Origin of the sequence: Vibrio chanodichtyis (assembly GCF_028863985.1) — a bacterium.
GTDB classification, from domain to species: Bacteria; Pseudomonadota; Gammaproteobacteria; order Enterobacterales; family Vibrionaceae; genus Vibrio; species Vibrio chanodichtyis.
Window position 1 is genome coordinate 47,700 of the sequence record NZ_JARBFT010000010.1, and the last position, 22,534, is coordinate 70,233.

Sequence of the window (22,534 nt, forward strand, 5' to 3'; positions counted from 1 at the left end):
AGCGTTGATGCAACTGTGCAAAGATCCAACAATAAAGGGGCTTAAGCCCCTTTACGTCAGCCTCAATTTAGCTTGTTAAGCGTAGGAAATTCAGAGTTTTTAATTGAATCGATACTTTTTACGAAAGGTTTCATAGCGCGTAAATCACTTGGTAATTGAGCAATCGCTGCCAACGCTTCCTGACGGGTGGCATAGTCACCGAATAGAACGGTGTACCATTTAGTGCCATTAACCATTTTGTAATTTTCCCAAATTGGTTGGCCATTGCTCGGCAGTTTGGCAGCAAACTGATCAACCTTATTCTGCGCACCAACGGCAACCACTTGGATGGTAAAACCGTAGCGTGGATTCATCGCCACTTGTTTAGCGGTGGGAGGCGCAATTGAGACTTCAGGTTTAGCCTGCGGGCTCATCTTAACCACTTTTTTCTCGTTGTCGGCAGGGGCCATTTTCACCGCGTTTTGCTCAACGTTTTGTTCTGAAATGCCGTCAGCTACCCCAACTTCTGAAACAACCGGTTGTTCTACTGCGGCCACCGAGAACTCTTCGCGATGACTTTCGGTCTTGACGTCTGTGGTGTAATCACCGGATGCACAAGCGGCAAGAAGGGTGGATAGACCAATAACTGCAATTTTTTTCATGGATTTCGATATGCCTTAACTACAAAGTGCTTTAAATCATGCACATTGCTATCGAGAGAATCAAGCGTAGTGCGTCAATATCTACCGCTATCCTGTGATTTATGGCACAAACTCATCAATCGCAGCGGTGACTCTGTCGATATCATGACCCTGGAACGAATCGCCGACTATTGCCACTGCCAATTTTTTTTCAAATACTGGATACACCATGATTTGGCCTCGCCCATTTGGTTACGCCGCCACGCCAGCACAATCTCCATCGTCTGCGGCAGTGAACCATGGATCTCCTGCAGTTGACCTTGTTCAATATAAGCTTTCGCCACCGCCAGTGGTAAGGTGCCGATCCCAAGTCCGGCAATCAATGCCTTGCATTTGGCATCTAAATTACTCACCGTTAGACGTGGTTGGCGCTGTAAAATATTGACACTCATGGCAGGCTGCTCACGCGCAGTATCGGCGATCACAATTGCGCGGTATTTTTCTCTGGCTTGTTGGTTAAATTCCCCCACTCGCCGATGTACATAATGGGAAGGAGCCGCAACCCAAATCATCGTCACCGAACCTAACGTTTCCGCTTTAACATCTTGCGGCAGAGCTTCCAATCGTGGGCAAATCAACAAATCTGCCCGTCCAGTGGCTAAGGCTTCCCAACACCCGGCCAAGATCTCCTCTTGGATACGTACTCGCGTTTTACTGATATTGCCGAGTGCATCGACCATCGCAAACAAGTTCGTCGCTGGCAAAATGCCATCTAACGCGATGGTAATCTCTAACTCCCAACCATTAGCCAACAGCGTAGCATCGTTAACCAATTTTTCGGTCGCCGCCAAAATGGCTCTGCCCTGTTCGAGGATCAACTTTCCCGCCGCAGTAAAATTGGCTCGATGACCCGAGCGATCAAAAATCATCAGATCCAAATCTTGCTCTAATTTTTGAATTTGATAGCTCAAAGAGCTCGGCGCACGATTCAGTTCATTAGCGGCCGCAGCAAAGCTACCTCGGCGTTGTATTGCATCCAAAATATGCAAGGCTTCAAGTGTGATCGGGCTTAGCAAGGTAGTCTCCCATCGGGTATTTACAGCAACACTCCGTGATACAAATCACAATTGGCAGTGTTCGAACAATTAAGGTTATTTAAGTTACAAGATTGATTTTATTAGTTTTTCATTCAAACCGTCACAGTAATACCTATTTACGCAAATACAAATGATAGCAATTCTCATTAATATTCATTAGAATCACAGTGTTTTAGTCAACATGGAAATGCAGGTAGTTCAAATGTATAAGAAATCTCTACTCGCTAGTGCAATTGTTTTAGCACTAATGCCTTCAGCATACGCTGACGATTATGCCTTATTCGATGAAGTGGTAGTATCAACCACTCGTCTAAATACTCAAATAACTGACACCGCAGCGTCTGTTATCGTGATCAATGAAAATGATATCGAAAATCAGATGATCGAAGACATTGATAGCTTATTCAAATACACACCCGGTGTCACTTCAACAGCGAACTCTCGCCAAAGTGTTCAAGGGATTAACATCCGAGGAATTGAAGGAAACCGGATCAAAGTTATCGTAGACGGAGTCTCTCAACCCAACCAATTTGATCCTGGTGGTACACGATTTATTAGCTCCTCTCGAGTTGATATCGATACCGATATGGTAAAGGCCGTTGAAATCGTGAAAGGTGCGGCTTCATCATTGCAAGGTTCAGATGCGATAGGTGGCATTGTTGCCTTTGAAACTAAAGATCCTGCCGATATTCTCAAAGGTCGGGATTTCGGTGGGTATGCTAAATTAAATTATTCATCATCGGATAAAACATTCAGTGAGTCTATTGCATTAGCAAATAAATATGGAGAACTGGAATCCTTGGTGGCATACACTCACCGTGATGGTGAGACAACTAAGAATTTTGGGGATCCAGATCAACTGGATAATAGTGCAAATAATCTACTGGTTAAACTTCAGTACCAGTTAAATCCTGCACATCGTATCCAATTCTCCGGCAACTATATTCGTAACAAAACCGATTTGGAAAACTTAGCTTATTCTGGTTATGAAAATGCATCTGGTCATGATGAGACAAGCCAATATCAAGTTGGCATCAAGCACATATGGGATGCAGAGTTATCATTTGCTGATCAATTAAGTTGGCAATTTGATGTTATGAATAAGGAAGAAACTGGTGTCACCAATCGTACAAGAACATCGACTGGGAACATTCAGAAAAAAGACTATTTGTACTCGGATAAAGGTTTCCAATTTGATAGTCAATTAGATAAATCGTTTGTAGTAGCCAACACTGAACACTATCTCGTTTATGGTTTATCTTATAGTGACAAAGATATAAAAAATACCAATATTGAATTTAACTCCGTCGGTTCAAATGATGTTATTTTCTATATTCCTAATGCATCCGAGACACGCTATGGTGTATTTATTCAAGATGAAATTTCTTTCAATAATTTCATTCTCACTCCTGGCATCCGTTTCGATTCTTTCGAAACCAAACCTGGTGACACCAGCGCTAACCCAAGTGGAAATGCAGCAAGTGAATATGGAAAATATTCTGATTCAGCATTTACTGCACGCTTAGGTACTGTCTACAAACTAAACCAAGAGAACCGCCTGTTTGCTCAAATCAGCCAAGGATTCCGGGCTCCTGACTTCCAAGAGCTTTATTATTCATATGGCAATCCTGCATATGGTTATGTTAATAAACCAAACCCAAATTTGAAAGCAGAAGATAGTATTTCTTATGAGCTTGGTTGGCGCTACAACAGCCGTAATGTAAGCAATGAAATATCAATTTTCTACAGTGACTACGACAACTTTATTGATAGACAACTGGTGTCTGGTAACTTATCAACTAGAGATGCAGTATACCAATCAATCAATATTGATAAAGCGACGATTAAAGGGGTAGAACTATCTAACCAATTATCTTGGGATAGCTTTATGCCACTTGAAGGCTTTAGTTCACGGATTGCGGCAGCATACACTGAAGGTGAAGATGGCGATGGCAAACCACTAAACAGTGTTAACCCTTGGAATACCGTCGCAGGAGTCAGCTATGATTCTGTTAATCAATGGGGAACCACGGTTAATGTGAGTTTTACTGCTAAGAAAAAAGCTAGCGATATCAATGGTAACTACCAGCCGATCTCTTCTGCTACTGTCGTAGACATTACTGCCTATTACAAGCCGGTGAATAATTTAACTCTACGTGCTGGGGTATTTAATGTGGCTAACGAAGAATACTACAATTGGAATGATGTGCGTGGCTTATCAAGTGAAGATAAGGATCAAACACAGCCTAAGCGTAACTTCGCTATTACTGCCAAATATGAATTTTAAACTATTACAAAAATTAATCAGCAATTATTAATTGCTTTCGATTGATTAATATCCCCTCCAACTTACGTTCGAGGGGATATTAATTCATCTAATACCTGAGCTTCCCGCTGGCTTTGTGCTCTGTGAACACCATAAACACGCTATATACCAAATTAGTGCAATTTGAACTGTTGAATTTCTTGCTTTAAGCCACCGCTTTGTTGCGCGAGTTGATTCAGTGTCTCGCTGGTTTGCTTGGCTTGCTCCAATAGCTGTGCCGAGTCGTCTTTCACCGCTAATATACGCTCATTAATATCACCCGATACTGCGGCCTGCTCTTCTGACGCCGTCGCAATCATCGTGGTCATTTCTAATATGCTATCCAGTTCCTGGCGTAGTACCGTAAACGATTGGGCCGTTTCCATAACCAGTTCAACACTGGTCGCCCCCTCTTGTTGCAAACCACTCATCGTCTGACTCGCGGTATTCGCACCGCTAATCAGTTGCGAAATCTGACTACGGATCTGTAATGTCGCATCATGGGTACGTTTAGCCAGATTGCGTACTTCATCCGCCACTACAGCAAAACCTCGTCCCGATTCACCAGCTCGGGCGGCTTCTATCGCGGCATTGAGCGCCAATAGATTGGTTTGTTCTGCAATACTCTGAATCACATCTAAAATTGAGCTAATCTGCTCCGCTTCACGATTGAGGGCTAATACTGCCTGCCCGGCACCACCCAATTCCGTCAGTAATCGTTCCAGTAATGCGCGACTCGTCTGCCAGTTTTGCTCTGAATCTAATGAGACTTGATGCGCATTTTGTACCCCTTGAGCCGTTCGCTGTGCAATTCCGGAAACTTCCTCAATAGTGGTGCTCATTTCATGAATAGCGACGGAAATACTATCGGTGGATTGCAGTTGATTTTGAGTTAACTGATTGGCTCTGGTCATCCTTTCAACACAACTATCCGCCATGTTATCGGTCTGATACACCTGCTCCTGAACTGAAATTAAGGTTTGATTAAAATTAGCAACGAGGCGATTAAATGATTGACTTAATAAAGAGAGTTCATTATTACCTTGTTCATTTAAACTTAACAACATATTTTTGCTATCAGCAAATTCGTTCATAACCTCAACACAATCACTCAGTGGTTTAGTCATGCTTTTCATGACTAGCCAACAAAAAACAAGAATAAACATCAATAAAGCAATGCTACTAAGACTAACTAGCAAAACTTCATTATTCGCCTGATTAAGTTTGTTATCCCGAGTATGCTGTAATTGTTGTAAAACAAATTGTTTGATAATTGCATAGGCATTTGCTACTCGATTTTTTGCATTGGGCCAATCAGTATTGGTCACTAAAGATTGCTTATCAAGCACTGCGTATAAATTAAACACATCCCAATAAGTTTTAATTACCTGATCTAAGGTGTTTGCATTATTCATCTGTTGTGTAACAAGATCTTTTATATTATCAGTGGCATACTCCATAAATTGATGGCGATACGCATCCTCTATCGCTCGATAATGCATCAACTGGCCAAATTGATAACCACCAACAGGTTGTGAAAGAGCCTGATCAATTTGATCATTGAGTTGAGTACTGGCACTGCTAGCCTCCAATAAAAAGTAATAAGCATTAGCTAAATTTGCCAGCTGCTGATCCTGACTTGCATATACTGCAATTTTAGAAATAGATTTAAGTAAACTCTCGGCTAACCTAGCAATATCCACTCCAGTCCAGATCGTATTACCATCAAATGCTGCTCGATATTCATCTGAGCTGGCTAATTTCTGATCTGCAACTTGACGAATTAATTTTAATTGCAGTAGCTTACTATTCACCTGCTCTAAAGTATTATCCTCAAAAATCACTTTCAGGATTTTTTGTTCACGCTCGATAAATGCCATTAATTCAATAATAAATAGATCGCTTTCTTTTCTTGCCTTCAACATATTCGAATAAAAAATATTCGCCTGATTGGTTTGATCAGCATATACATATTGTTTAGTTATGTTCTGCTCTTGGGTCAATGCCGGCAATACAGGCGCGATGACCTGTACATATTCAATCGCAATAGCTAAATTATCCATAGTATTTTTAGTATGAATTGCCATGCTAAGACGCTGACCAGAAAAAACCACAATAGCCAGACAAGGAATAAAAATTAATAATAAAATTCTATGTTTAATAGATATAAATGATAATAATTTCATGCCGATATAACCTTAGGTATTAATCCACTAAACCACTTGACGACAATGCGGCTAGTTGTGAGGGGAATAAATGACATCAAAAGACCGGACAATTCCGGTCTAGCCACTACTTTTATTTGAGAGATGCGTTTATTCAACAACCGCAGAAGCTCGGTACAGCCATGTGTCTGATTGAGCGTGAATAATATTCACCTCTTCAGGACGCTGATAAAACGTACTGCCCGCACCAGAATAATGTTGTTGGTTGGCTAACCGCACTTCACCGGATAAAACCAACCAAATACAAGCGCCTTGTTCATCAGGCGTGGTGAGGGTTTGACCTTTAGCTAAATGATATTCACGTAGCTGAAAATCTTTGACGGGTACTCGATATTCAATCCCACCATCATTGGTCGCAACCCCAAGAACAGCAGCAGGCGTGATCGGTTCAAAATCAGTGATCGCCAACAGTTCAGTGACATCAACATGCTTAGCGGTCAGTCCGCCGCGGATCACGTTATCCGAGTTGGCCATCAATTCAATATTTTGCCCTTCCAAATACGCATGGGGTACCCCGGCAGCTTGATAGACGACTGATCCTTTCGGGACATACATCAGGTTCATGATAAAGATCATGATCAAACCAGCATCCTGCGCCAGCGACTGGCGCTCAGCGCGTAATGCCGCACGCATAAACCAAAACAGTGATTGAGATTTTGAGATCTCATTTTGTTGATAAGCTAACCGATAGTGCTCAATGATTGGTGAGACTAAGCGGTGTAATTCACTCGGTGATAGCGCAAAAATCGCCGCGACAAACTCTTTTAAACTCCGTTGTTGATAGACATCGGCTAATGCTTCCGTCGATTTGTATTTTTTTAACTCTGCGATACTTTCCGTAACGTTACGGAATCCATGCAATAAATAAAAGTCGGATAATGCCAACATCAGCTCAGGCTTGTGATTATTGTCTTTATAGTTACGACGACTACTCTCGATCATCAGCTGATTTTCACGCGCAAAACCCTGTTTAGCTTGTGCTTGGGTTGGATGAACTTGAATAGAAAGCGGCTCACGAACATCGAGCACTTTCAGTAAATAGGGCAGACGGGAGCCAAACTGTTCAACCACTTTCTTACCTAAACGATATTCTGGCGCCGCATCGATCCAAGTGGTGAGCAGCGAACCATCAACCAAGGTTGAGGAGCCCGCTAAGTGATCCCCCAACCACAGTTCAGCAAAAGGCTGGCGAGCATCCTGACTATCGAGCAGCATCGGCAAATAATAATAACCACCCCAATCATAGTGTTTAATCGCGCCTTTAATCTCAATCATCTTACTCTCCTCAATATAAAAATAACTATTAATCAAAAGGTTAAATAAAAAAATACCGTAGCTAAGTGACAAATTTATCCAGCTCTTGTTGCTGGGCTTGCGATAACGCCATCAAATGATGACTCCGTTGATTGACCTGCTGCAACGTATGAATATTGCCCTCTAGAGTGGCCACTACCATGGTTACTGAGTTGGCAATATGCGCACAAGATTGATGCTGTTCAGCCGCCGATCGACTAACGCTATCCGTTTCTTGCACTAGGCTGAAAACATGATCATCAATTTGGGCAATCGCGGTTTTGGTGGCAGCTAAATATTGAGTATTGCTGTTCATCTGCTCTGAACAAAACGACATACTTTGTACCGCTTGTGCACTGGCTTGCTGGAGGTTTTCAATTAAGGTTTGGATCTTATGCGTGGAATGGGTGGTCTGTTTGGCAAGGTTACTCACTTCATCCGACACTACGGCAAAGCCACGGCCATGCTCACCCGCTCGGGCGGCTTCAATCGCCGCATTCAAAGCCAGCAAATTGGTTTGATGAGCAATATCTTCAATCACACTGATGATTTGGCTGATATCTGCGGTTCGTTTGGCTACATCAGCGATGATCTGCGAGCTTTGGGCGATGAACTGATCTAACTGCTGGTTGCCAGACACATTCTGACCCACCGTATTGAGTGTTGTGGCAACAATGCTGCTGATCTGTTGGGTATGACTGGTTGATTGAGCAATCGCTTGCTCGGTCTGATCACTGATGGTCGCTAACTGTTCGGTCGCGGTTGAAATACTGTGCATCGCCAATGTTTGCTGCTGACCAGATTGACACACCTCATCAATCGCACGTGAGTTTTGTTCACTCTGCAGGCTAAGATCATGGTTATTGGTTTTCACCTGATCGATCAGCGCTCGGTTGACTTGCATCACCTTAGCTAATTTCTCAGCAAGCAGTCTAAATTCACTGCTCCAACCAGTGGTCGTGACCTGCTGGGCATAATTACCGTCAACCAGTTGCTGAAGAATATTGAGTAGATAACCAATCGGGCGCTGAATGTGCAGTGCCAATACCGAACCCGCCACAACCAGCACCAGCACTGAACCCGCTAAAGTCATCCATTGTACCGTGACTATCGCATCTAATACCTCGGTGACGTCCGCTTGCACCGTGTGATTATTGGCCACAACATAATGGGCAACCTGGCTAATTTGTTGTGCGATTTGCTGGGTAAGCTTTTGATAATGCGCTTGTCGCTCGCTCAGTTGTTGATATTCGTTCAGTAATGCGACTTTTTGCGCGGCAAGACTTTGCTCAGAAAATAGAAATTGATTCAGTTTGGCATTGGCCGCTTGATAATCGAGCTCCTTGCTTAAGGCTGGAATTTCCTCATGTAGATAGAGCTCCTCCTCGGCTAATGTGCGCTGTAATAGTTGCAGTTGTTGCACAATCACTTGTGCGGGTTGGCGCTGATAAATAAATAACATGCGATTTGCCAGCGCAATCGCCGCATTACGTTTTTCTAAATAGGCCTCAATATCTTTTTGTAAAAACTCATCCGCGCCCACATTGCTGAGCACTCGTTTTAAGGTGATATCGACCGAGACGACTAAGTTGTCCAACTCTTGGCGATCGGCGGTGATGCGCTGCTCTTGCTGTAAAATGATCTGCTTATGCTGCTGCAATTGCTCAAGGGTTGTCGCCAGTGCGGCCAGCAAAGGTTGCCATTGATGAGGCTCAACCATCGATAAGCGGATGGCTTGTGCCACCTCTTGCTGCAACTGTTGTAACCGGTCGTTGAGTGCCAACACAGTATCGCTATAGTCACGCGAGTGTTGCAATGCGAGCAAGCTGGCTAATTGCAGATCGAGCGCTTGGCTACGATGCTGTAGTTGACTAGAAATGTCATTTAAGGTTTGCGAGTGCTGGATCACTACCGCTAAGCTGTCTTTCGCGGAAGTCGCACGATAAAGCGTCAGCGCATTAGTCAATGAAAAAATCATCAATACGCTGACAAAAGCCACAATAATTTGGGTAACAACTTTCATAAGTTTCCCTTTACGGCTGGGAAAGGGAGAGAGCAAGGTGCTCTCTCCAAAGTAAGGACAATAAATTGGGGTCAAACGGGTTAGAACCACACCTCCGCTTGCACACCAAAGTTCAGCGTGTCAGTGTCGCCATTGCGTGTGTAGCCACTATCAATTTTTTGTGCTGCTTCATCATCCCATTTGGCGTAGGTAACAAAAGCACGCAGTTGTGGGCGCGCCCAGAAGCCGGTTTCCAGCATTAAGGTCGGCGCGATCGTCACTTTATACAGACCACCATCCGCACCACCTGCGGTATCTTCTTTGACATGCTCGTAGCCCAGCTCATATTGCATGGCGAAATTTTTGGTGATTTGGTTATGTGGACGAACCCCAATCGCGAAAATGTCACGATCGATGCCAGTCACGGTTCCTGCCCACGGTGCGAAATCAGAGTCATTCTGATAGAACGCAAAAGTAGAGACTTCCCATGATTCATTCAGGTTAGCGAGACCATCAAACACAATTCGAGCCGATTTAGCATCTTTGGCATTACCATAACCCCAACCATTTTTGCCCAGCGAATCGCCCGCAGCCATGCCTTCACCGTATTGCGCGGTAATGCGTGAATAACCATTGGTTAAGCCATAAAAACTACCTAGGTTATATACCGCAGTTAGACCAAAGCCATCGGTCGGCGCATTTTGACGCCAAGAGCTTTTCTCCATGGTGTGGCCGACCAATTGGACATCAAGCCCAGTTCCGGCAATTTGTTTAAACCAAACGTTGAGTGAGAGATCTTCAGGGTAGCCTTGAGTCGAGTTATCATCTGGATTGGCACCGTTTTCACCATTTGGCGTAAAGGCGTACACACCGACATCCATTTTGGCAAAGCCAACATCGATTTTATCGATACCACCACCGGTACCGTTATATTGGATGTACTCCCAGTCAAATTGATGGCTAGAAGTATTCGAAGAGCTGTAGCGTTTACCGGCCCAAAATACCGTTTCAGGTGAGAAAGCAAAGCCGCCCATTTCCACAAAACCTTCGCGGAACTGGATGTCATGGCCATCGCCATCCACACAGTTCCAGTCGGCAGTACAGTTGGTTTCGTGCGTCAAGTTGGCACGAAACTTCGCCCATGCTCCTTCATCGGTAGTAAATTTCACCGTTGGTAACAGTTCAATTTTGGTGTTCTGCTCATTACCTAAACGGAATGAACCATATTTAGTCAGCAAACCAATCGTTTGGCTACGTGTGCCATCCGAGTTCAGTAGCAAGCCAGATTTTAAGTAACCGTGTAGTTCAGCAGAAGTGTCTAACGCCAGCGCAGGAGCAGAGGCTACCACTAAGCCAAGAATGATACCTTTCGTTAATTTATTAAGTTCCATAGTGCTTCTTCTTATCGTTACTGTACAAAAAGTTTAAATACCCACTTAGTAAAATCCCTTTAATTACGGCACCTCACCAAGGACCAGCTCACTATAGCAAACCAACAAATGGTAACGTTACGATTTTGATCACTAATTTTAGAGCAAAATAAAAAATAGGCAATATTTGAGATCCCATTATCTTTTTGGGTAACAATCTACTCTCCATCGCCATTATTCTCGTTCTATGTAGGGCTAATTTATTATTTCGATCACAATTTTAATGCATAAAAAAGAGCGCCGTCAGGCACTCTTTTATTTATAATCTTAACAAAATGAAATTAGATTATTATTATCTCTCGTCATTAGTGATTTTTTTCAATTAACGCGATACGCTGTGCAACGCATTGTGCTGAGGTCAATGGATCTTCTGGAGTATTGATCACATAATCGACTAATTGCTCGACCGTGGTCGTTAATACATGACAACGAGTATCCGAAGAGGCGTAATAGATAAAAACCTCACCATTATCACGTGCAATTAAGCCATTAGAAAAGACCACATTCGATACATCCCCCACTCGCTCTACGCCTTCAGGAGCGAGAAAATAGCCGCCAGGACGATGAATAACTTGTTTCGGATCGCTCAATGAGGTCATAAAGCTGTACAACACATAGCGTAATCCCGCCGCCGTGTTACGCACGCCATGAGCAATATGCAGCCAGCCTTTCTCGGTTTTGATCGGTGCCGGCCCTTGGCCATTTTTCGACTCTTTAATGGTGTGATAGGTTTTCGGATCGATCACATGCTCGATCTCCACCTGCGCATTATCCATGCTGACGGTCAGCCCCATGCCAATGCCGCCGCCTTTGCCTGCTTCAATAAAGCTATCTTGCGGGCGGGTATACAGTGCGTATTGGCCATCAATAAATTCTGGGTGCAACACCACATTGCGCTGCTGGGCAGAACGGGTTTTTAAATCGGGCAAACGCTGCCAGGTTTTTAAATCGGTGGTACGCACAATACCGCATTGTGCCACAGCTGCCGATTCATCACCGGGAGCCGCATGCGGATCCTTACGCTCAGTACAAAATAAACCGTAAATATAGCCGTCTTCATGCTTAACTAAACGCATATCGTAAATATTGGTATCCGGCTCATCCGTTTCAGGGATCACACACGGTTTATCCCAAAAAGTGAAGCCATCAATTCCATTGTCGGATTCTGCCACCGCAAAAAATGATTTGCGATCATAACCTTCAACTCGGGCAATTAAATAGAACTTACCATTTAATTCAATTGCCCCTGGGTTTAATACTGCATTAATTCCTAAACGTTCCATTAAAAATGGATTACTCTCAGAATTAAGATCATAACGCCATGCCAGTGGAGCATGCTGTGCGGTTAATACGGGTTTTTGATAACGAAAAAATACGCCATTCCCCGGTGTAACCGGAGTGTTTTTATACTGGGTATGCGTGGCAAACTCTGCGGTTAATTGTGCCATTCTTTGTTTGAAAATTGACATATATCGCCTTAATCATCTTATTTGATATTGATCACTTAGCGAATTAAGAGTGAAGCAAACAAAAATAACAACGTTACGAAATCAATCAACTTCACTCTTAATCTGCACCTAAGTTAGAACACTTCTGATTTGGTTGTTAGCTCCGTCATCAGATCATCAATCGTGGTATAAGCCACTGCGGAATAGGTGTCGGCAGCACCATAATAAACCGCTATTCGCCCTGTAGCTGAATCGGCTAACGCAGCACATGGGAATGCAACATTAGGCACAAAACCAGTCGTTTCATAAGATTTTTCAGGGGTGAGAATGTAATCGCGAGTGCGATATTTCACCTTCCATGGCTCATCAATATCCAACAAAGCGGCACCAAAGCTATAGACAAAGCCATTACAGGTGCCAGACACACCGTGATAGATCATCAACCAACCTTCTGAGGTTTCAATCGGAATGGGACCTGCGCCAATTTTGGTACCTTGCCACCAGCCATTACCGCCTTTACCCATCACATGGCGATGTTTACCCCAATACTCCATATCATTAGAATGGCTAAGGAAAATATCACCAAATGGGGTATGACCTGAATCAGAAGGACGATTTAGCATCATAAATTGGCCATTCACTTTACGCGGGAACAACACGCCATTGCGGTTAAACGGTACACAGGCATTTTCTAACCGAGTGAACGTTTTGAAATCTTTGGTCATACCGACGCCTAAGGTCGCACCATGATCATCGGTACACCAAGTGACGTAATAGACATCTTCAATTTTAACCACTCGCGGATCATAGGCGTAAGCAGGTTGGAATGGGTTACCTTGCTTGTCTTGCCATTGGATCGGCGCATGGTCAAATTGCCAATTTAAAGCATCTTGTGAGCGACCAACATGCAAATGTGGGCGACCATTTTTGTAATCGCAGCGGAATACCCCAATAAAAGCGCCTTCAAACGGAACCACCGCCGAGTTATAAACTCGCGCTGCCGCTGGAAATGGGTTCCAATCAATAATTGGGTTACTGCTGTGACGCCACATCACCCCTTCTTCACCCTGTAGGCGATCTTGCCAAGGCATATTCGGAATTGCTTGACCAATAATTTTTACAGACATGTTTTACTCCAAGTTTTTGCTTAATCCCACATAACCGCGTTGCTGGTTAGCAGGCACCGATGGCAGATCGGTCTTAAGCTTCTAATAATGCTAAAATTTGCGCGGTTTTTTCTTCAACTAAAGATGGGTTCGCTCGGGATTCTACGTTCAAACGCACGACCGGCTCGGTATTGGATGAGCGCAGATTAAAGCGCCACTGTGCAAACTCCATACTAATTCCATCGGTAATATCGGTGACTAGTGCCTGATCAATAAACGCATTCCATACCCGCTCAACGGCGGCGTTGGCATCATCCACTTGACGATTAATTTCACCCGAAATCGGATAATGGCTTTTGGCTTTCATCACAAACTGCGACAAGCTCAAACCTTGCACAGAAACCAGCTCGGCAATCAGTAACCACGGCAGCATTCCTGAGTCACAATAAGCAAAATCGCGGAAATAATGGTGGGCAGACATTTCACCGCCATAGACGGCATCTTCTTGACGCATCCGCTCTTTAATAAAGGCATGGCCAGTCTTCGATTGGATAGGCACCCCACCCGCTTGCTTAACCAGATCAATCGTGTTCCAAGTTAAACGAGGATCGTGGATGATTTTGGCTTGAGGATCTTTAGCAAGAAACGCTTGCGCTAACATACCGACAATGTAATAGCCTTCAATAAAATCGCCATTTTCATCAAACAAGAAACAGCGATCGACGTCACCATCCCACGCCACACCAAAATCGGCTTGATGTTCAATCACCGCATCGATGGTCGACTGACGGTTATCCACTAACAAAGGATTAGGGATGCCATTTGGAAAATTGCCATCTGGGGCATGATTAATCTTAATAAATTCAAATGGTAAATGAGCTTCTAGATTATCAATCATATGCCCTGCCGCCCCATTACCCGCATTCACCACAATACGCAGAGGGCGTAATGCACTGCGGTTCAGATAACTCAGTAGGTGTTGGGTATATTCTCGCGATATATCGTAACGTTGCGATTTTTGTTCATACAAAGCGAGATCCTGAGAGGGAATATAAGACTTGCTCGCCACCAAGGCTTTAATATCGTTCAATCCGCTATCACCACTGATAGGCTTAGATAACTCGCGCACTAACTTCATGCCGTTATACTGTTTCGGATTGTGGCTTGCCGTGATCATAATGCCACCATCTAAAGCTAAGTGACTGGTGGCAAAGTAGACCTCTTCGGTACCGACTAAGCCTAAATCCACCACTTCAACCCCGCCATCAATTAAGCCGTGCCGCACGGCAGCGGCCAACGCTTCACTACTTAGGCGAATATCGTAGCCCACCGCGACTTTTTTCGCGGGTAAATAGTCAGCATAGGCACGGCCAATGCGATAGCTAATCTCTTCGTTCAACTCATCTGGCAAGCGGCCACGAATGTCATAAGCCTTAAATGCCTTCACTAAATCCTGCATGATTTCCTCCCAAAATCGTAACGTTGCCATTTTTAAATCTTTAGGTCGTCATTTCAAGCACAAGTTGGAAATTTGCGTGATAAGTGTGATGCGGATTGAGTTTTGAATTTGGGCTGCGTTCAAAAAACCACGCCAGAGGTTGAACTCTGGCGTTGATCATCAGCAGTAAATGACAAGGTTACGATTTGTACTCAATAACATTGAGTCATTCTAACGTGGGTAGAACGTGGTCTTTTCAATGTAACGTAACGTTTTGGGATCGGCACCTTCCAGATATTTCACCATATAACGCGACAGCATATGCCCAATACGATGAAAATCTTGGCGCAATCCAGGGATCGGCGGGGTAAAAAAGCTCGGTAAATCACACGTCTCTACCGCGATAATATCAATATCTTGGCCGATCTTTTTACCAGCATCCTGAATACCCGCCACGATGCCACAAGCACTGATTTCTGAGCCACAGATAATACCATCGGGTGGATTTTCCCCAGCCATTAAACGACGCGCATAATCACGATAGTTATCAACATCGGTATCGAAAATAATGTCGCTGTCTTTACAAAACTCAATCCCAAACTCCATTGAAGCGCGCTTCACACCGTAATACTTGTGCCACGCATAGGTGTAAATATGTGAGGAACTCAGCAAACGAATACGCTGACAACCTTTGTTATACAAATAGCTGGCGGCTCGATAACCAATATCATAGTTATCAATATCCACATAGGCGTGTTCAATACTCATCTCGGTCTGACCAAAAGTGACAAACGGAATGCCCTGCTCATGCAGATAAGTCACCCGTTCATCTTGAGTTTCGGTCAAGTTAAAAATAATCCCGCCCGCTAAGTTATTTTCAACCGCATATTTAACTGGGATCAGCGGATCTTGTCCTGGTTCAAGGGGTAACACGGTCAGATGAAATGGTGTCCCCTCCAACCCTGCGGTTAAACCGGCAATTAACGCTAAGCTACCAACATCACCGACAATATCTCCTGGTTTGGTGACCGGTAATATTGCACAAATGTTGTAATTAATGCCGGTACGCAAACCTAATCCAGAAAGATTGGGACGATAGCCGAGCTTTTCCGCCGCCGCTTTGACTTTATCTTTGGTTGGCTGCTTCACATCATCGCCGTCTTTAAGCGCGCGAGAGACGGTCGTCACTGACAGCCCAGTATATTCAGCAATGGTTTTCAGAGTCGCTTTCGACATAATTATTCAACTTATCGCCATATTCAAATTCGTAACGTTAAGAAAGTCTCGCATTGATGAGGGATTCACTCAAGAGAAAAGGTGAGTTTTTTAAGCCATATCAAAAAAAACAGCTGTGGATCATCAAGTTAAGCAAACTATGGGCATGACAATTTGCTCATCGCTCGATGTTGGCTCGGCGAGAGCCCATAGAATTTTTTAAAGCGATGAGTAAAGTTGTTCGGATCTTGATAGCCGAGTCGCAGGGCAATCATCGCAATTGACCAATCTTTATTACTCAATAAATCGACGGCTTTTTTCATGCGCAATGCCACAATATAATCACGTGGTGACATACCCACCAATTGTTTCACGACCCGATTTAATTGTTCGACACTAATGAAACTGCGCTCAGCAATGGTGGAAATTTTCCAGTCGAGATGCAATTGTGATTCAACACTGTTAAATACGCTCAGCACTCGCATATGAGTATCGGAAATATTGGAATTGACATCGGACAACACTTTGACCAATTCACTCAGCATCATAGTGCGAAACGCTGAACGCCCACCGATTTCTCGGTGAAGTAGTGAAGCCAGCGACCAAATCGATTCACAACCATCAAAATGGATCACTGGACCATTAATTTTCGATAAGTTTTTCCAACTAAGGGTATCGTTTAATAACAACCAGACCATTTTCCAAGGCTGCTGTGGGTTCGCTAACTCGATGCGAAACGGCTGACCACTTGGCAAAATCGTGATGGTATTGGCTAAAATTTCATGACGACCCTGGTCAACAGTCAAAATGCCTGCGCCATCTAAGGTCACCAACACCGTATGCACCTCAGGATTGACACGTCCAACTCGATAGTTCTGTTTAAGATGAGCCAATCCAGCCATAAAAATATCGTACTGTTTCATCTCGGCGATGTCTGATCTGACCAAGAAACGCTCTTCACACTCAGAGGCAAGATACACCTCATCCACCCAGTCTTTATTCATCGCTTTCCCTACAACATGACGGATCCAAACAGATTTTTACCTTAATCTCACATTTAAAATGATGACAAGGTCACTTAAAGTGCGCGTATTACCTTCATTTAGATACTAAAACCCGATGAAAATGCTTCAATTTCGTGATGAAAATCAACATCTACTTGCGCAAACCATTAAAATTGGCATTCCGGTTGCACTACAAAGTGCCTTAGTAGCGATCCTCTCTTTAGCGGATGTACTTATGGTGAGCAGCTTTGGTACTGAAGCGACGGCTGCCGTGGGTCTGGCTTCTAAATGGCATTTTGTAGCGATTATGATCATGGCCGGTTTATCCAGCGCGAGCGGCATATTGATCGCCCAATTTTGGGGCAAAAATGATCGCTCTGCCGCGAAAAGCATCACCCTCCTGGCGATAAAATCGGGAGTGTTACTGCTACTGCCGCTCAGCATCTTGTTCGTGGTCTTTTCCAAACCGATCTTCCTTCTGCAAACCAGCGATGTGGATGTGATCAGACTTGGATCTGATTATCTGTGGTATGCCTCACCCGTCTTACTGTTAACCCACTTGGTGATCGTATTTGAGTCAACGTTACGCTCAACCAATAATGCGTTAACGCCGCTGCTGATTGCGGTAATGACCATTGTGGTGAATATTATTCTCAATTATGGTCTGATCAGCGGTCATTTTGGTATGCCAGCGTTAGGTGTTGCCGGAGCAGCATTGGCCACTACGCTAGCACGAGCTCTACAACTGATGGTTTTCTGCGCCTACTTTCATTATCGGCAGCACTGGCTAAAAACCACCTTGCCACTCAAAACTAGTTGGCTCACGTTAAAACGTAAGTACATCCGTTTAGCCATTCCGGCCGTTGCTAATGCGCTGCTGTGGGCGATTGGCACCTTAGCTTATCAAATGATTTTTGGTCATATGGGCACGCTGGAGCTAGCGGTTTATAGCACGCTTGGTCCATTTGAATCACTCTGCTATGCACTGTTTTTCGGACTATCGGTGGCCTGCTCGGTGAGCATTGGTCAACATCTCGGTAGAGCAAATTATACTGAAGCACGTAGTACTTCCTTAATATTTATTAAGATGTTTGCGCTGCTCGGGGTTATCTCAACCACGATTTTACTCGCCATACAACCTTGGCTGCTCAAATTACTCGCACTAGATAACGCACAATTTTTACCGCTCTCTCAACCTGGGCTCACCATCCTGAGTGTGGTGATCAGCTTAAAGATGCTCAATATGGTGATCATTAACGGCATATTACGAGCCGGAGGGGAAAATACTTTCTGTTTACGCACTGATTTTATAGCCATGTGGCTATTAGGGCTGCCGATTTCGGCCATCGCTGCCTTTGTTTTGCACTGGCCTTTTCACTACGTCTATCCGCTGATGATCATAGAGGAATTGGTTAAGCTCACTCTGTGCTGGCGACGCTATCGCCAATATATTTGGTTACGCAATTTAACCGATGAAAGGTAGCTCCCAATAACTGATTCGTGTGCATGACAGATAATCGCTAAGTTGATAGGTTAAATGGATAATATAACCAGGCTAGGTTAACCCCATGAAATTAAAATCATATTTATCTTCGCTACCAACGACAGATCTTGCGCTTGAACAGCAGCAACGCGACCTGATCGCATTCGTGATCGAAAACTATTCAGCATCAGAGCGTCGTGCACTTTTTCAAGCCGTGACCAACTACCGCATTGAGCAATTGGTTGCACTATTTCCAAATCGACAACAGCACAGTTGGTCGATTTTATTTACTTTGATCGACTATCGCGATCTCATACAACGTTGTCCATACACTGCATCTGTTGAATGGGCTGTAATCGAAAACGCGGCAAGTCAGTGCTATGTTCATTGGCTGGAATTTTGGTGTCAATGCGAGATTGCGGCCATCAAAGCCAAATACCCGATTGATGCGAGTTCCCCGTTACAAGTGGATCTGCCCGCCAACGACGATGCGTACTATGGGGGAGTGATTAAGCACATTGAACAATCTGAACTTTTAGTACAAACACCCAGCCATCCGCAAGGCATGTCGCTCAGTGATGCGATTGTACTGAGTAATCTTGAAGTTTTGATACAAGGTGAAAAATGGTATGAGATGCTACCATTGTTGTCACTATCAGCGGCTGGACAGCATTTTATTTTACTCAAGCATCCTGAGGATACAACATTTCCCATCTTAGTCGCTTCAATGTTGATCCAAGATTGGTCAATCAATCACCGGTGGTTAAGCTACGCGACGCCCTTTAGCCACCAACAGTGGCAATACTGTTTACCCGATCACGCTTACCAAGAGTTAACCCGTTTACAAATCTTCTCTCCTCTCAGCCTGCCAAAATGTTATTCTCTGCCGCACTTTGATCAGCAATTCCAATCACTGTTATCTGATCAACACGCAGTCTGTGAAGTGCTACGGTTAACGGTTAGTGGTAATACGCAACAAAAACTCTATTTTCTCTATCTAGCCCAAAAAGAACTTATGAATCTATTACATCAGATGGGGTATAAAATTGGCCTCACAATTATCGAACAACCTTTTATGCTCAACTTTTATCAAACCATTGATCCCAAAGCCTATTTCCACGTTGGGCATTGTGACTTAAATGACAATGGTAAGCAGACTTATCGTGGCTTGTGGAATTTTGCCATGATGGCGAAGGTCTTTAGTCAAATCGATTTTGGCCAATATAAACGCGCCGTTCGTGAACATAAAAAACACTCATCACTAGCCAAGGGATAACATGTTTAATCTCCGTTTAGAGGCGCTGATCTATGCCAAAGCCATCACCCTTTTGGCTACCGTTGCCATCGTCGCAGTGTGGCTAATCTACTATTGCTATCGCCTTAAGCAAAAAAATGAAGCGATCATTGGCACGCACAATATGCCTTACATCGCTTATTCCGTGTGTATTGTCGCGTGGATCGCCAGTAACGCCTATTTTCATACCGATTTGCTGCCCGAGTTAGGGGCAGCGGCGGGTATATTCGCCGCCAAATTTGCCAATCTTGCCTCTTTCTTTGCGTTTGCGTTTGCTTACTACTTCTCTTGCCAGCTTGCGGCCGAGCAACGTAATGGTCAGGTTTATCGATGGCAACAAGCGATTTTTGTCAGCCTCTCCATCTATTCGCTATATATTAATTTCACGCCAGGTTTAACCGTTGAACATGTTGAAATTAGCGGCCCAAGTCAATTCGTTATCGAATTTGGTCCGCATACACCATTCTTCTTTATTGGATTGCTCAGTTTTGTCGTTCTGACACTGATTAATCTCGTAGCAATGCGCGCCAATGGCAGTAAATTGACCCTAGCCAAAACTAACTACATGATCTTGGGCATCTTGGTGTTCATGCTCTCTACCGCAACGATTCACCTTGGCATGACCTATTTTATGGGCGATTTCTCACTCACTTGGTTGCCTCCCGCACTCTCGATCAGTGAAATGATGTTTGTTGGTTACGCCCTACTCAACTCACGTTTTTACAGTGGCAAATACCTTGCTTACCTTGGTCTTAATGCACTATTAGCTTGTGCAATTTTAGCCATACCGTTCGGCGCAATTTTCATTCCTCTCACCGATAGCTACCAGTGGCTAGTTGTGCTACCCATTTGTGCCGTGATTGGCATTACTTGGGATCTGCTCTACAAACGTGTCAGCCGCTATGCCTCACTGTTTATCTATCGCAATCAGCAAACCCCAGTACAGCAAATTTTGGCACTAGAAGAGGACTTCAAGCGCTCAATCGATGATGCGATGCAGCGCCTAGGCAACCTACTGCAAATTCCTGATGACAAATTGCGCTTGGTCAATAGCAACAACAATGAAAACTTCTATGAAAACTACCTGTCATCGAGCCAATCGGTGTTGGTGTTTGATGAGCTTTCCCAGCAATTGGATTACAACCTGGCGACTAAAGGCTCGATCAAAGCGTTATATGACCAGATGAGCGCTAACAACACCGCCTTAGTCATGCCATTATTCGGCCAAGGTAAGTCAGTCACCCATTTATTGGTCTCGCAGCATAAAATCAACAATCAAATGTTCTCTAACGAAGAGATCTCTGCATTACAGACTTTATTGACGCGAGTGCAAAGCACCATTGAAGCCGATCGACGGATTCGCCAAAGTCGAGCGCTGGCCCACTCGATTGCCCATGAAATGCGTAACCCACTCGCACAAGTACAATTGCATTTTGAAATTGTAAAGCAACACATCAATCATCAAGCACCCACTCCACAAATCAAACAGGATATTGAGAATGGCTTAATTGCCATTCAACGGGGACGACAACTGATTGACATCATTTTGCGCGAAGTCAGTGATAGCTCACCAGAGCATGAACCGATTGCCATGACGTCAATTCATCAAGCGGTCGGCCAAGCGGTAAGCCGCTACGGTTTTGAAAATGAGCAGATTATTGAACGAATTCATTTACCACAACAGGCTGATTTTGTGGCAAATCTGAATGAAACTTTATTTAATTTTGTGATTTTCAATCTGATACGCAACGCGACCTATTATTTTGACGCTTATCCAAACAGTCAAATTGAGATCACCACTCACATCGGAGCCTATGAAAACGTGTTGATCTTTCGAGATTCAGGACCAGGCATTGACGAAAGCATCTCACATAAGATTTTCGACGACTTTTTCTCTTACCAAAAAAGAGGGGGTAGCGGCTTAGGGCTGGGTTATTGTCAGCGGGTGATGCGCTCATTTGGTGGTCGTATTGAATGTAACTCTAAACTGGGCGAATTTACTGAATTTCACCTGTTTTTTCCGATTGTGCCCAATGCCCCTAGCGCCGAGTCACTGCGAAGCGCCTATTGTAACGATTGGCCGCAAAATCAAACCAATACTGAATATCAAACGGAAACCACTCCACAACCCATCCCCATCAATCGCCAAGTGCCGACGGTGCTGATTGTTGACGATAAGCAAGTACAACGAGCATTGGTACAAATGTATTTACAACAACTGGGAGTAAACTGTTTACAAGCCAATAATGGCCAAAATGCGATAGAGATATTTAAAGCTCATCAGATTGATTTGATCTTAATGGATGTACAAATGCCAGTAATGAATGGTTTTGATGCTAGCCAAGTGATTAAATTTCACTCGCCCGATACCCCAATCATTGCACTATCAGGTGAATCAGGCGAACGTGAACTAGAGATGATTAATCAATTAATGGATGGCCGCTTAGAAAAACCCACTTCCTTGCAAGCGCTACGTGAATTGCTCAACCATTGGCTCGATAAAAATCAGTCAGATAAAATATCACCTCGCGCTGACCAATCAATTTTTACATCTTCACTAACTTAACACGACCC

At 44.0% G+C, this 22,534-nt stretch carries 15 protein-coding genes; 4 read left to right on the forward strand and 11 right to left on the reverse strand.

Annotated elements, in window-relative coordinates; translation table 11 throughout:
- Positions 1-62: 62 nt before the first annotated feature.
- Both PUN32_RS10650 and PUN32_RS10655 read right to left on the reverse strand, forming a co-directional pair.
- On the reverse strand, positions 63-641 hold the full coding sequence (locus tag PUN32_RS10650; protein WP_274723084.1) for an SPOR domain-containing protein: 579 nt from the start codon (positions 639-641) through the stop codon (positions 63-65).
- Positions 642-808: 167 nt separating this feature from the next.
- Positions 809-1,696: a LysR substrate-binding domain-containing protein gene (locus PUN32_RS10655; protein WP_274723085.1), complete on the reverse strand. Its 888-nt coding sequence runs from the start codon at positions 1,694-1,696 to the stop codon at positions 809-811.
- A 223-nt stretch (positions 1,697-1,919) separates the two neighbouring features.
- On the opposite strand from PUN32_RS10655, the gene PUN32_RS10660 reads away from it, so the two are divergent.
- On the forward strand, positions 1,920-4,004 hold the full coding sequence (locus tag PUN32_RS10660) for a TonB-dependent hemoglobin/transferrin/lactoferrin family receptor (protein WP_274723086.1): 2,085 nt from the start codon (positions 1,920-1,922) through the stop codon (positions 4,002-4,004).
- A 152-nt stretch (positions 4,005-4,156) separates the two neighbouring features.
- Here PUN32_RS10660 and PUN32_RS10665 read toward each other — a convergent pair whose 3' ends face one another.
- The 9 genes from PUN32_RS10665 to PUN32_RS10705 all read right to left on the reverse strand — a co-directional run bounded on the left by PUN32_RS10665 (position 4,157) and on the right by PUN32_RS10705 (position 17,183).
- Complete coding sequence (locus PUN32_RS10665; protein WP_274723087.1) at positions 4,157-6,208, reverse strand: methyl-accepting chemotaxis protein; 2,052 nt, start codon at positions 6,206-6,208, stop codon at positions 4,157-4,159.
- A gap of 129 nt (positions 6,209-6,337) precedes the next feature.
- Positions 6,338-7,522 carry a mannose-6-phosphate isomerase, class I gene (manA, locus tag PUN32_RS10670; RefSeq protein ID WP_274723088.1) on the reverse strand — a complete coding sequence of 395 codons (1,185 nt, stop codon included), beginning with the start codon at positions 7,520-7,522 and terminating at the stop codon, positions 6,338-6,340.
- 61 nt (positions 7,523-7,583) lie between these two features.
- Complete coding sequence (locus PUN32_RS10675; protein ID WP_274723089.1) at positions 7,584-9,563, reverse strand: methyl-accepting chemotaxis protein; 1,980 nt, start codon at positions 9,561-9,563, stop codon at positions 7,584-7,586.
- An 80-nt stretch (positions 9,564-9,643) separates the two neighbouring features.
- Positions 9,644-10,933, reverse strand: coding sequence for a carbohydrate porin (locus PUN32_RS10680; protein WP_274723090.1), 1,290 nt, complete (start codon positions 10,931-10,933; stop codon positions 9,644-9,646).
- Positions 10,934-11,277: 344 nt separating this feature from the next.
- Positions 11,278-12,441 (reverse strand): glycoside hydrolase family 130 protein, encoded by a 1,164-nt coding sequence (locus tag PUN32_RS10685; RefSeq protein WP_274723091.1) that lies wholly within the window; start codon positions 12,439-12,441, stop codon positions 11,278-11,280.
- A gap of 113 nt (positions 12,442-12,554) precedes the next feature.
- The gene (locus PUN32_RS10690) at positions 12,555-13,547 is read right to left on the reverse strand and encodes a glycoside hydrolase family 130 protein (RefSeq protein WP_274723092.1); all 993 of its coding nucleotides are present in this window, start codon (positions 13,545-13,547) and stop codon (positions 12,555-12,557) included.
- Between the two features lie 73 nt (positions 13,548-13,620).
- Entirely contained in the window at positions 13,621-14,985 is a 1,365-nt protein-coding gene (locus PUN32_RS10695; protein WP_274723112.1) for a phosphohexomutase domain-containing protein, read from the reverse strand.
- A 210-nt stretch (positions 14,986-15,195) separates the two neighbouring features.
- Positions 15,196-16,200: a LacI family DNA-binding transcriptional regulator gene (locus PUN32_RS10700; protein ID WP_274723093.1), complete on the reverse strand. Its 1,005-nt coding sequence runs from the start codon at positions 16,198-16,200 to the stop codon at positions 15,196-15,198.
- A gap of 137 nt (positions 16,201-16,337) precedes the next feature.
- Entirely contained in the window at positions 16,338-17,183 is an 846-nt protein-coding gene (locus PUN32_RS10705) for an AraC family transcriptional regulator (protein WP_274723094.1), read from the reverse strand.
- A 121-nt stretch (positions 17,184-17,304) separates the two neighbouring features.
- Between PUN32_RS10705 and PUN32_RS10710 the strand changes: the two genes are divergently transcribed.
- The 3 genes from PUN32_RS10710 to luxN all read left to right on the forward strand — a co-directional run bounded on the left by PUN32_RS10710 (position 17,305) and on the right by luxN (position 22,526).
- The gene (locus PUN32_RS10710) at positions 17,305-18,666 is read left to right on the forward strand and encodes an MATE family efflux transporter (RefSeq protein ID WP_274723113.1); all 1,362 of its coding nucleotides are present in this window, start codon (positions 17,305-17,307) and stop codon (positions 18,664-18,666) included.
- An 85-nt stretch (positions 18,667-18,751) separates the two neighbouring features.
- Entirely contained in the window at positions 18,752-19,942 is a 1,191-nt protein-coding gene (locus PUN32_RS10715; protein ID WP_274723095.1) for an acyl-homoserine-lactone synthase, read from the forward strand.
- 1 nt (position 19,943) lies between these two features.
- Positions 19,944-22,526: a quorum-sensing autoinducer 1 sensor kinase/phosphatase LuxN gene (luxN, locus tag PUN32_RS10720; RefSeq protein ID WP_274723096.1), complete on the forward strand. Its 2,583-nt coding sequence runs from the start codon at positions 19,944-19,946 to the stop codon at positions 22,524-22,526.
- Positions 22,527-22,534: the final 8 nt, after the last annotated feature.

Bases quoted from the DNA above. Each gene is read 5' to 3' on its own strand.
- PUN32_RS10680 (WP_274723090.1), bottom strand. From the start codon at position 10,933: ATGGAACTTAATAAATTAACGAAAGGTATCATTCTTGGCTTAGTGGTA.
- PUN32_RS10685 (WP_274723091.1), bottom strand. From the start codon at position 12,441: ATGTCAATTTTCAAACAAAGAATGGCACAATTAACCGCAGAGTTTGCC.
- PUN32_RS10710 (WP_274723113.1), top strand. From the start codon at position 17,305: ATGCTTCAATTTCGTGATGAAAATCAACATCTACTTGCGCAAACCATT.
- PUN32_RS10690 (WP_274723092.1), bottom strand. From the start codon at position 13,547: ATGTCTGTAAAAATTATTGGTCAAGCAATTCCGAATATGCCTTGGCAA.
- PUN32_RS10700 (WP_274723093.1), bottom strand. From the start codon at position 16,200: ATGTCGAAAGCGACTCTGAAAACCATTGCTGAATATACTGGGCTGTCA.
- PUN32_RS10650 (WP_274723084.1), bottom strand. From the start codon at position 641: ATGAAAAAAATTGCAGTTATTGGTCTATCCACCCTTCTTGCCGCTTGT.
- luxN (WP_274723096.1), top strand. From the start codon at position 19,944: ATGTTTAATCTCCGTTTAGAGGCGCTGATCTATGCCAAAGCCATCACC.
- manA (WP_274723088.1), bottom strand. From the start codon at position 7,522: ATGATTGAGATTAAAGGCGCGATTAAACACTATGATTGGGGTGGTTAT.
- PUN32_RS10695 (WP_274723112.1), bottom strand. From the start codon at position 14,985: ATGCAGGATTTAGTGAAGGCATTTAAGGCTTATGACATTCGTGGCCGC.
- PUN32_RS10675 (WP_274723089.1), bottom strand. From the start codon at position 9,563: ATGAAAGTTGTTACCCAAATTATTGTGGCTTTTGTCAGCGTATTGATG.
- PUN32_RS10660 (WP_274723086.1), top strand. From the start codon at position 1,920: ATGTATAAGAAATCTCTACTCGCTAGTGCAATTGTTTTAGCACTAATG.
- PUN32_RS10705 (WP_274723094.1), bottom strand. From the start codon at position 17,183: ATGAATAAAGACTGGGTGGATGAGGTGTATCTTGCCTCTGAGTGTGAA.
- PUN32_RS10665 (WP_274723087.1), bottom strand. From the start codon at position 6,208: ATGAAATTATTATCATTTATATCTATTAAACATAGAATTTTATTATTA.
- PUN32_RS10715 (WP_274723095.1), top strand. From the start codon at position 18,752: ATGAAATTAAAATCATATTTATCTTCGCTACCAACGACAGATCTTGCG.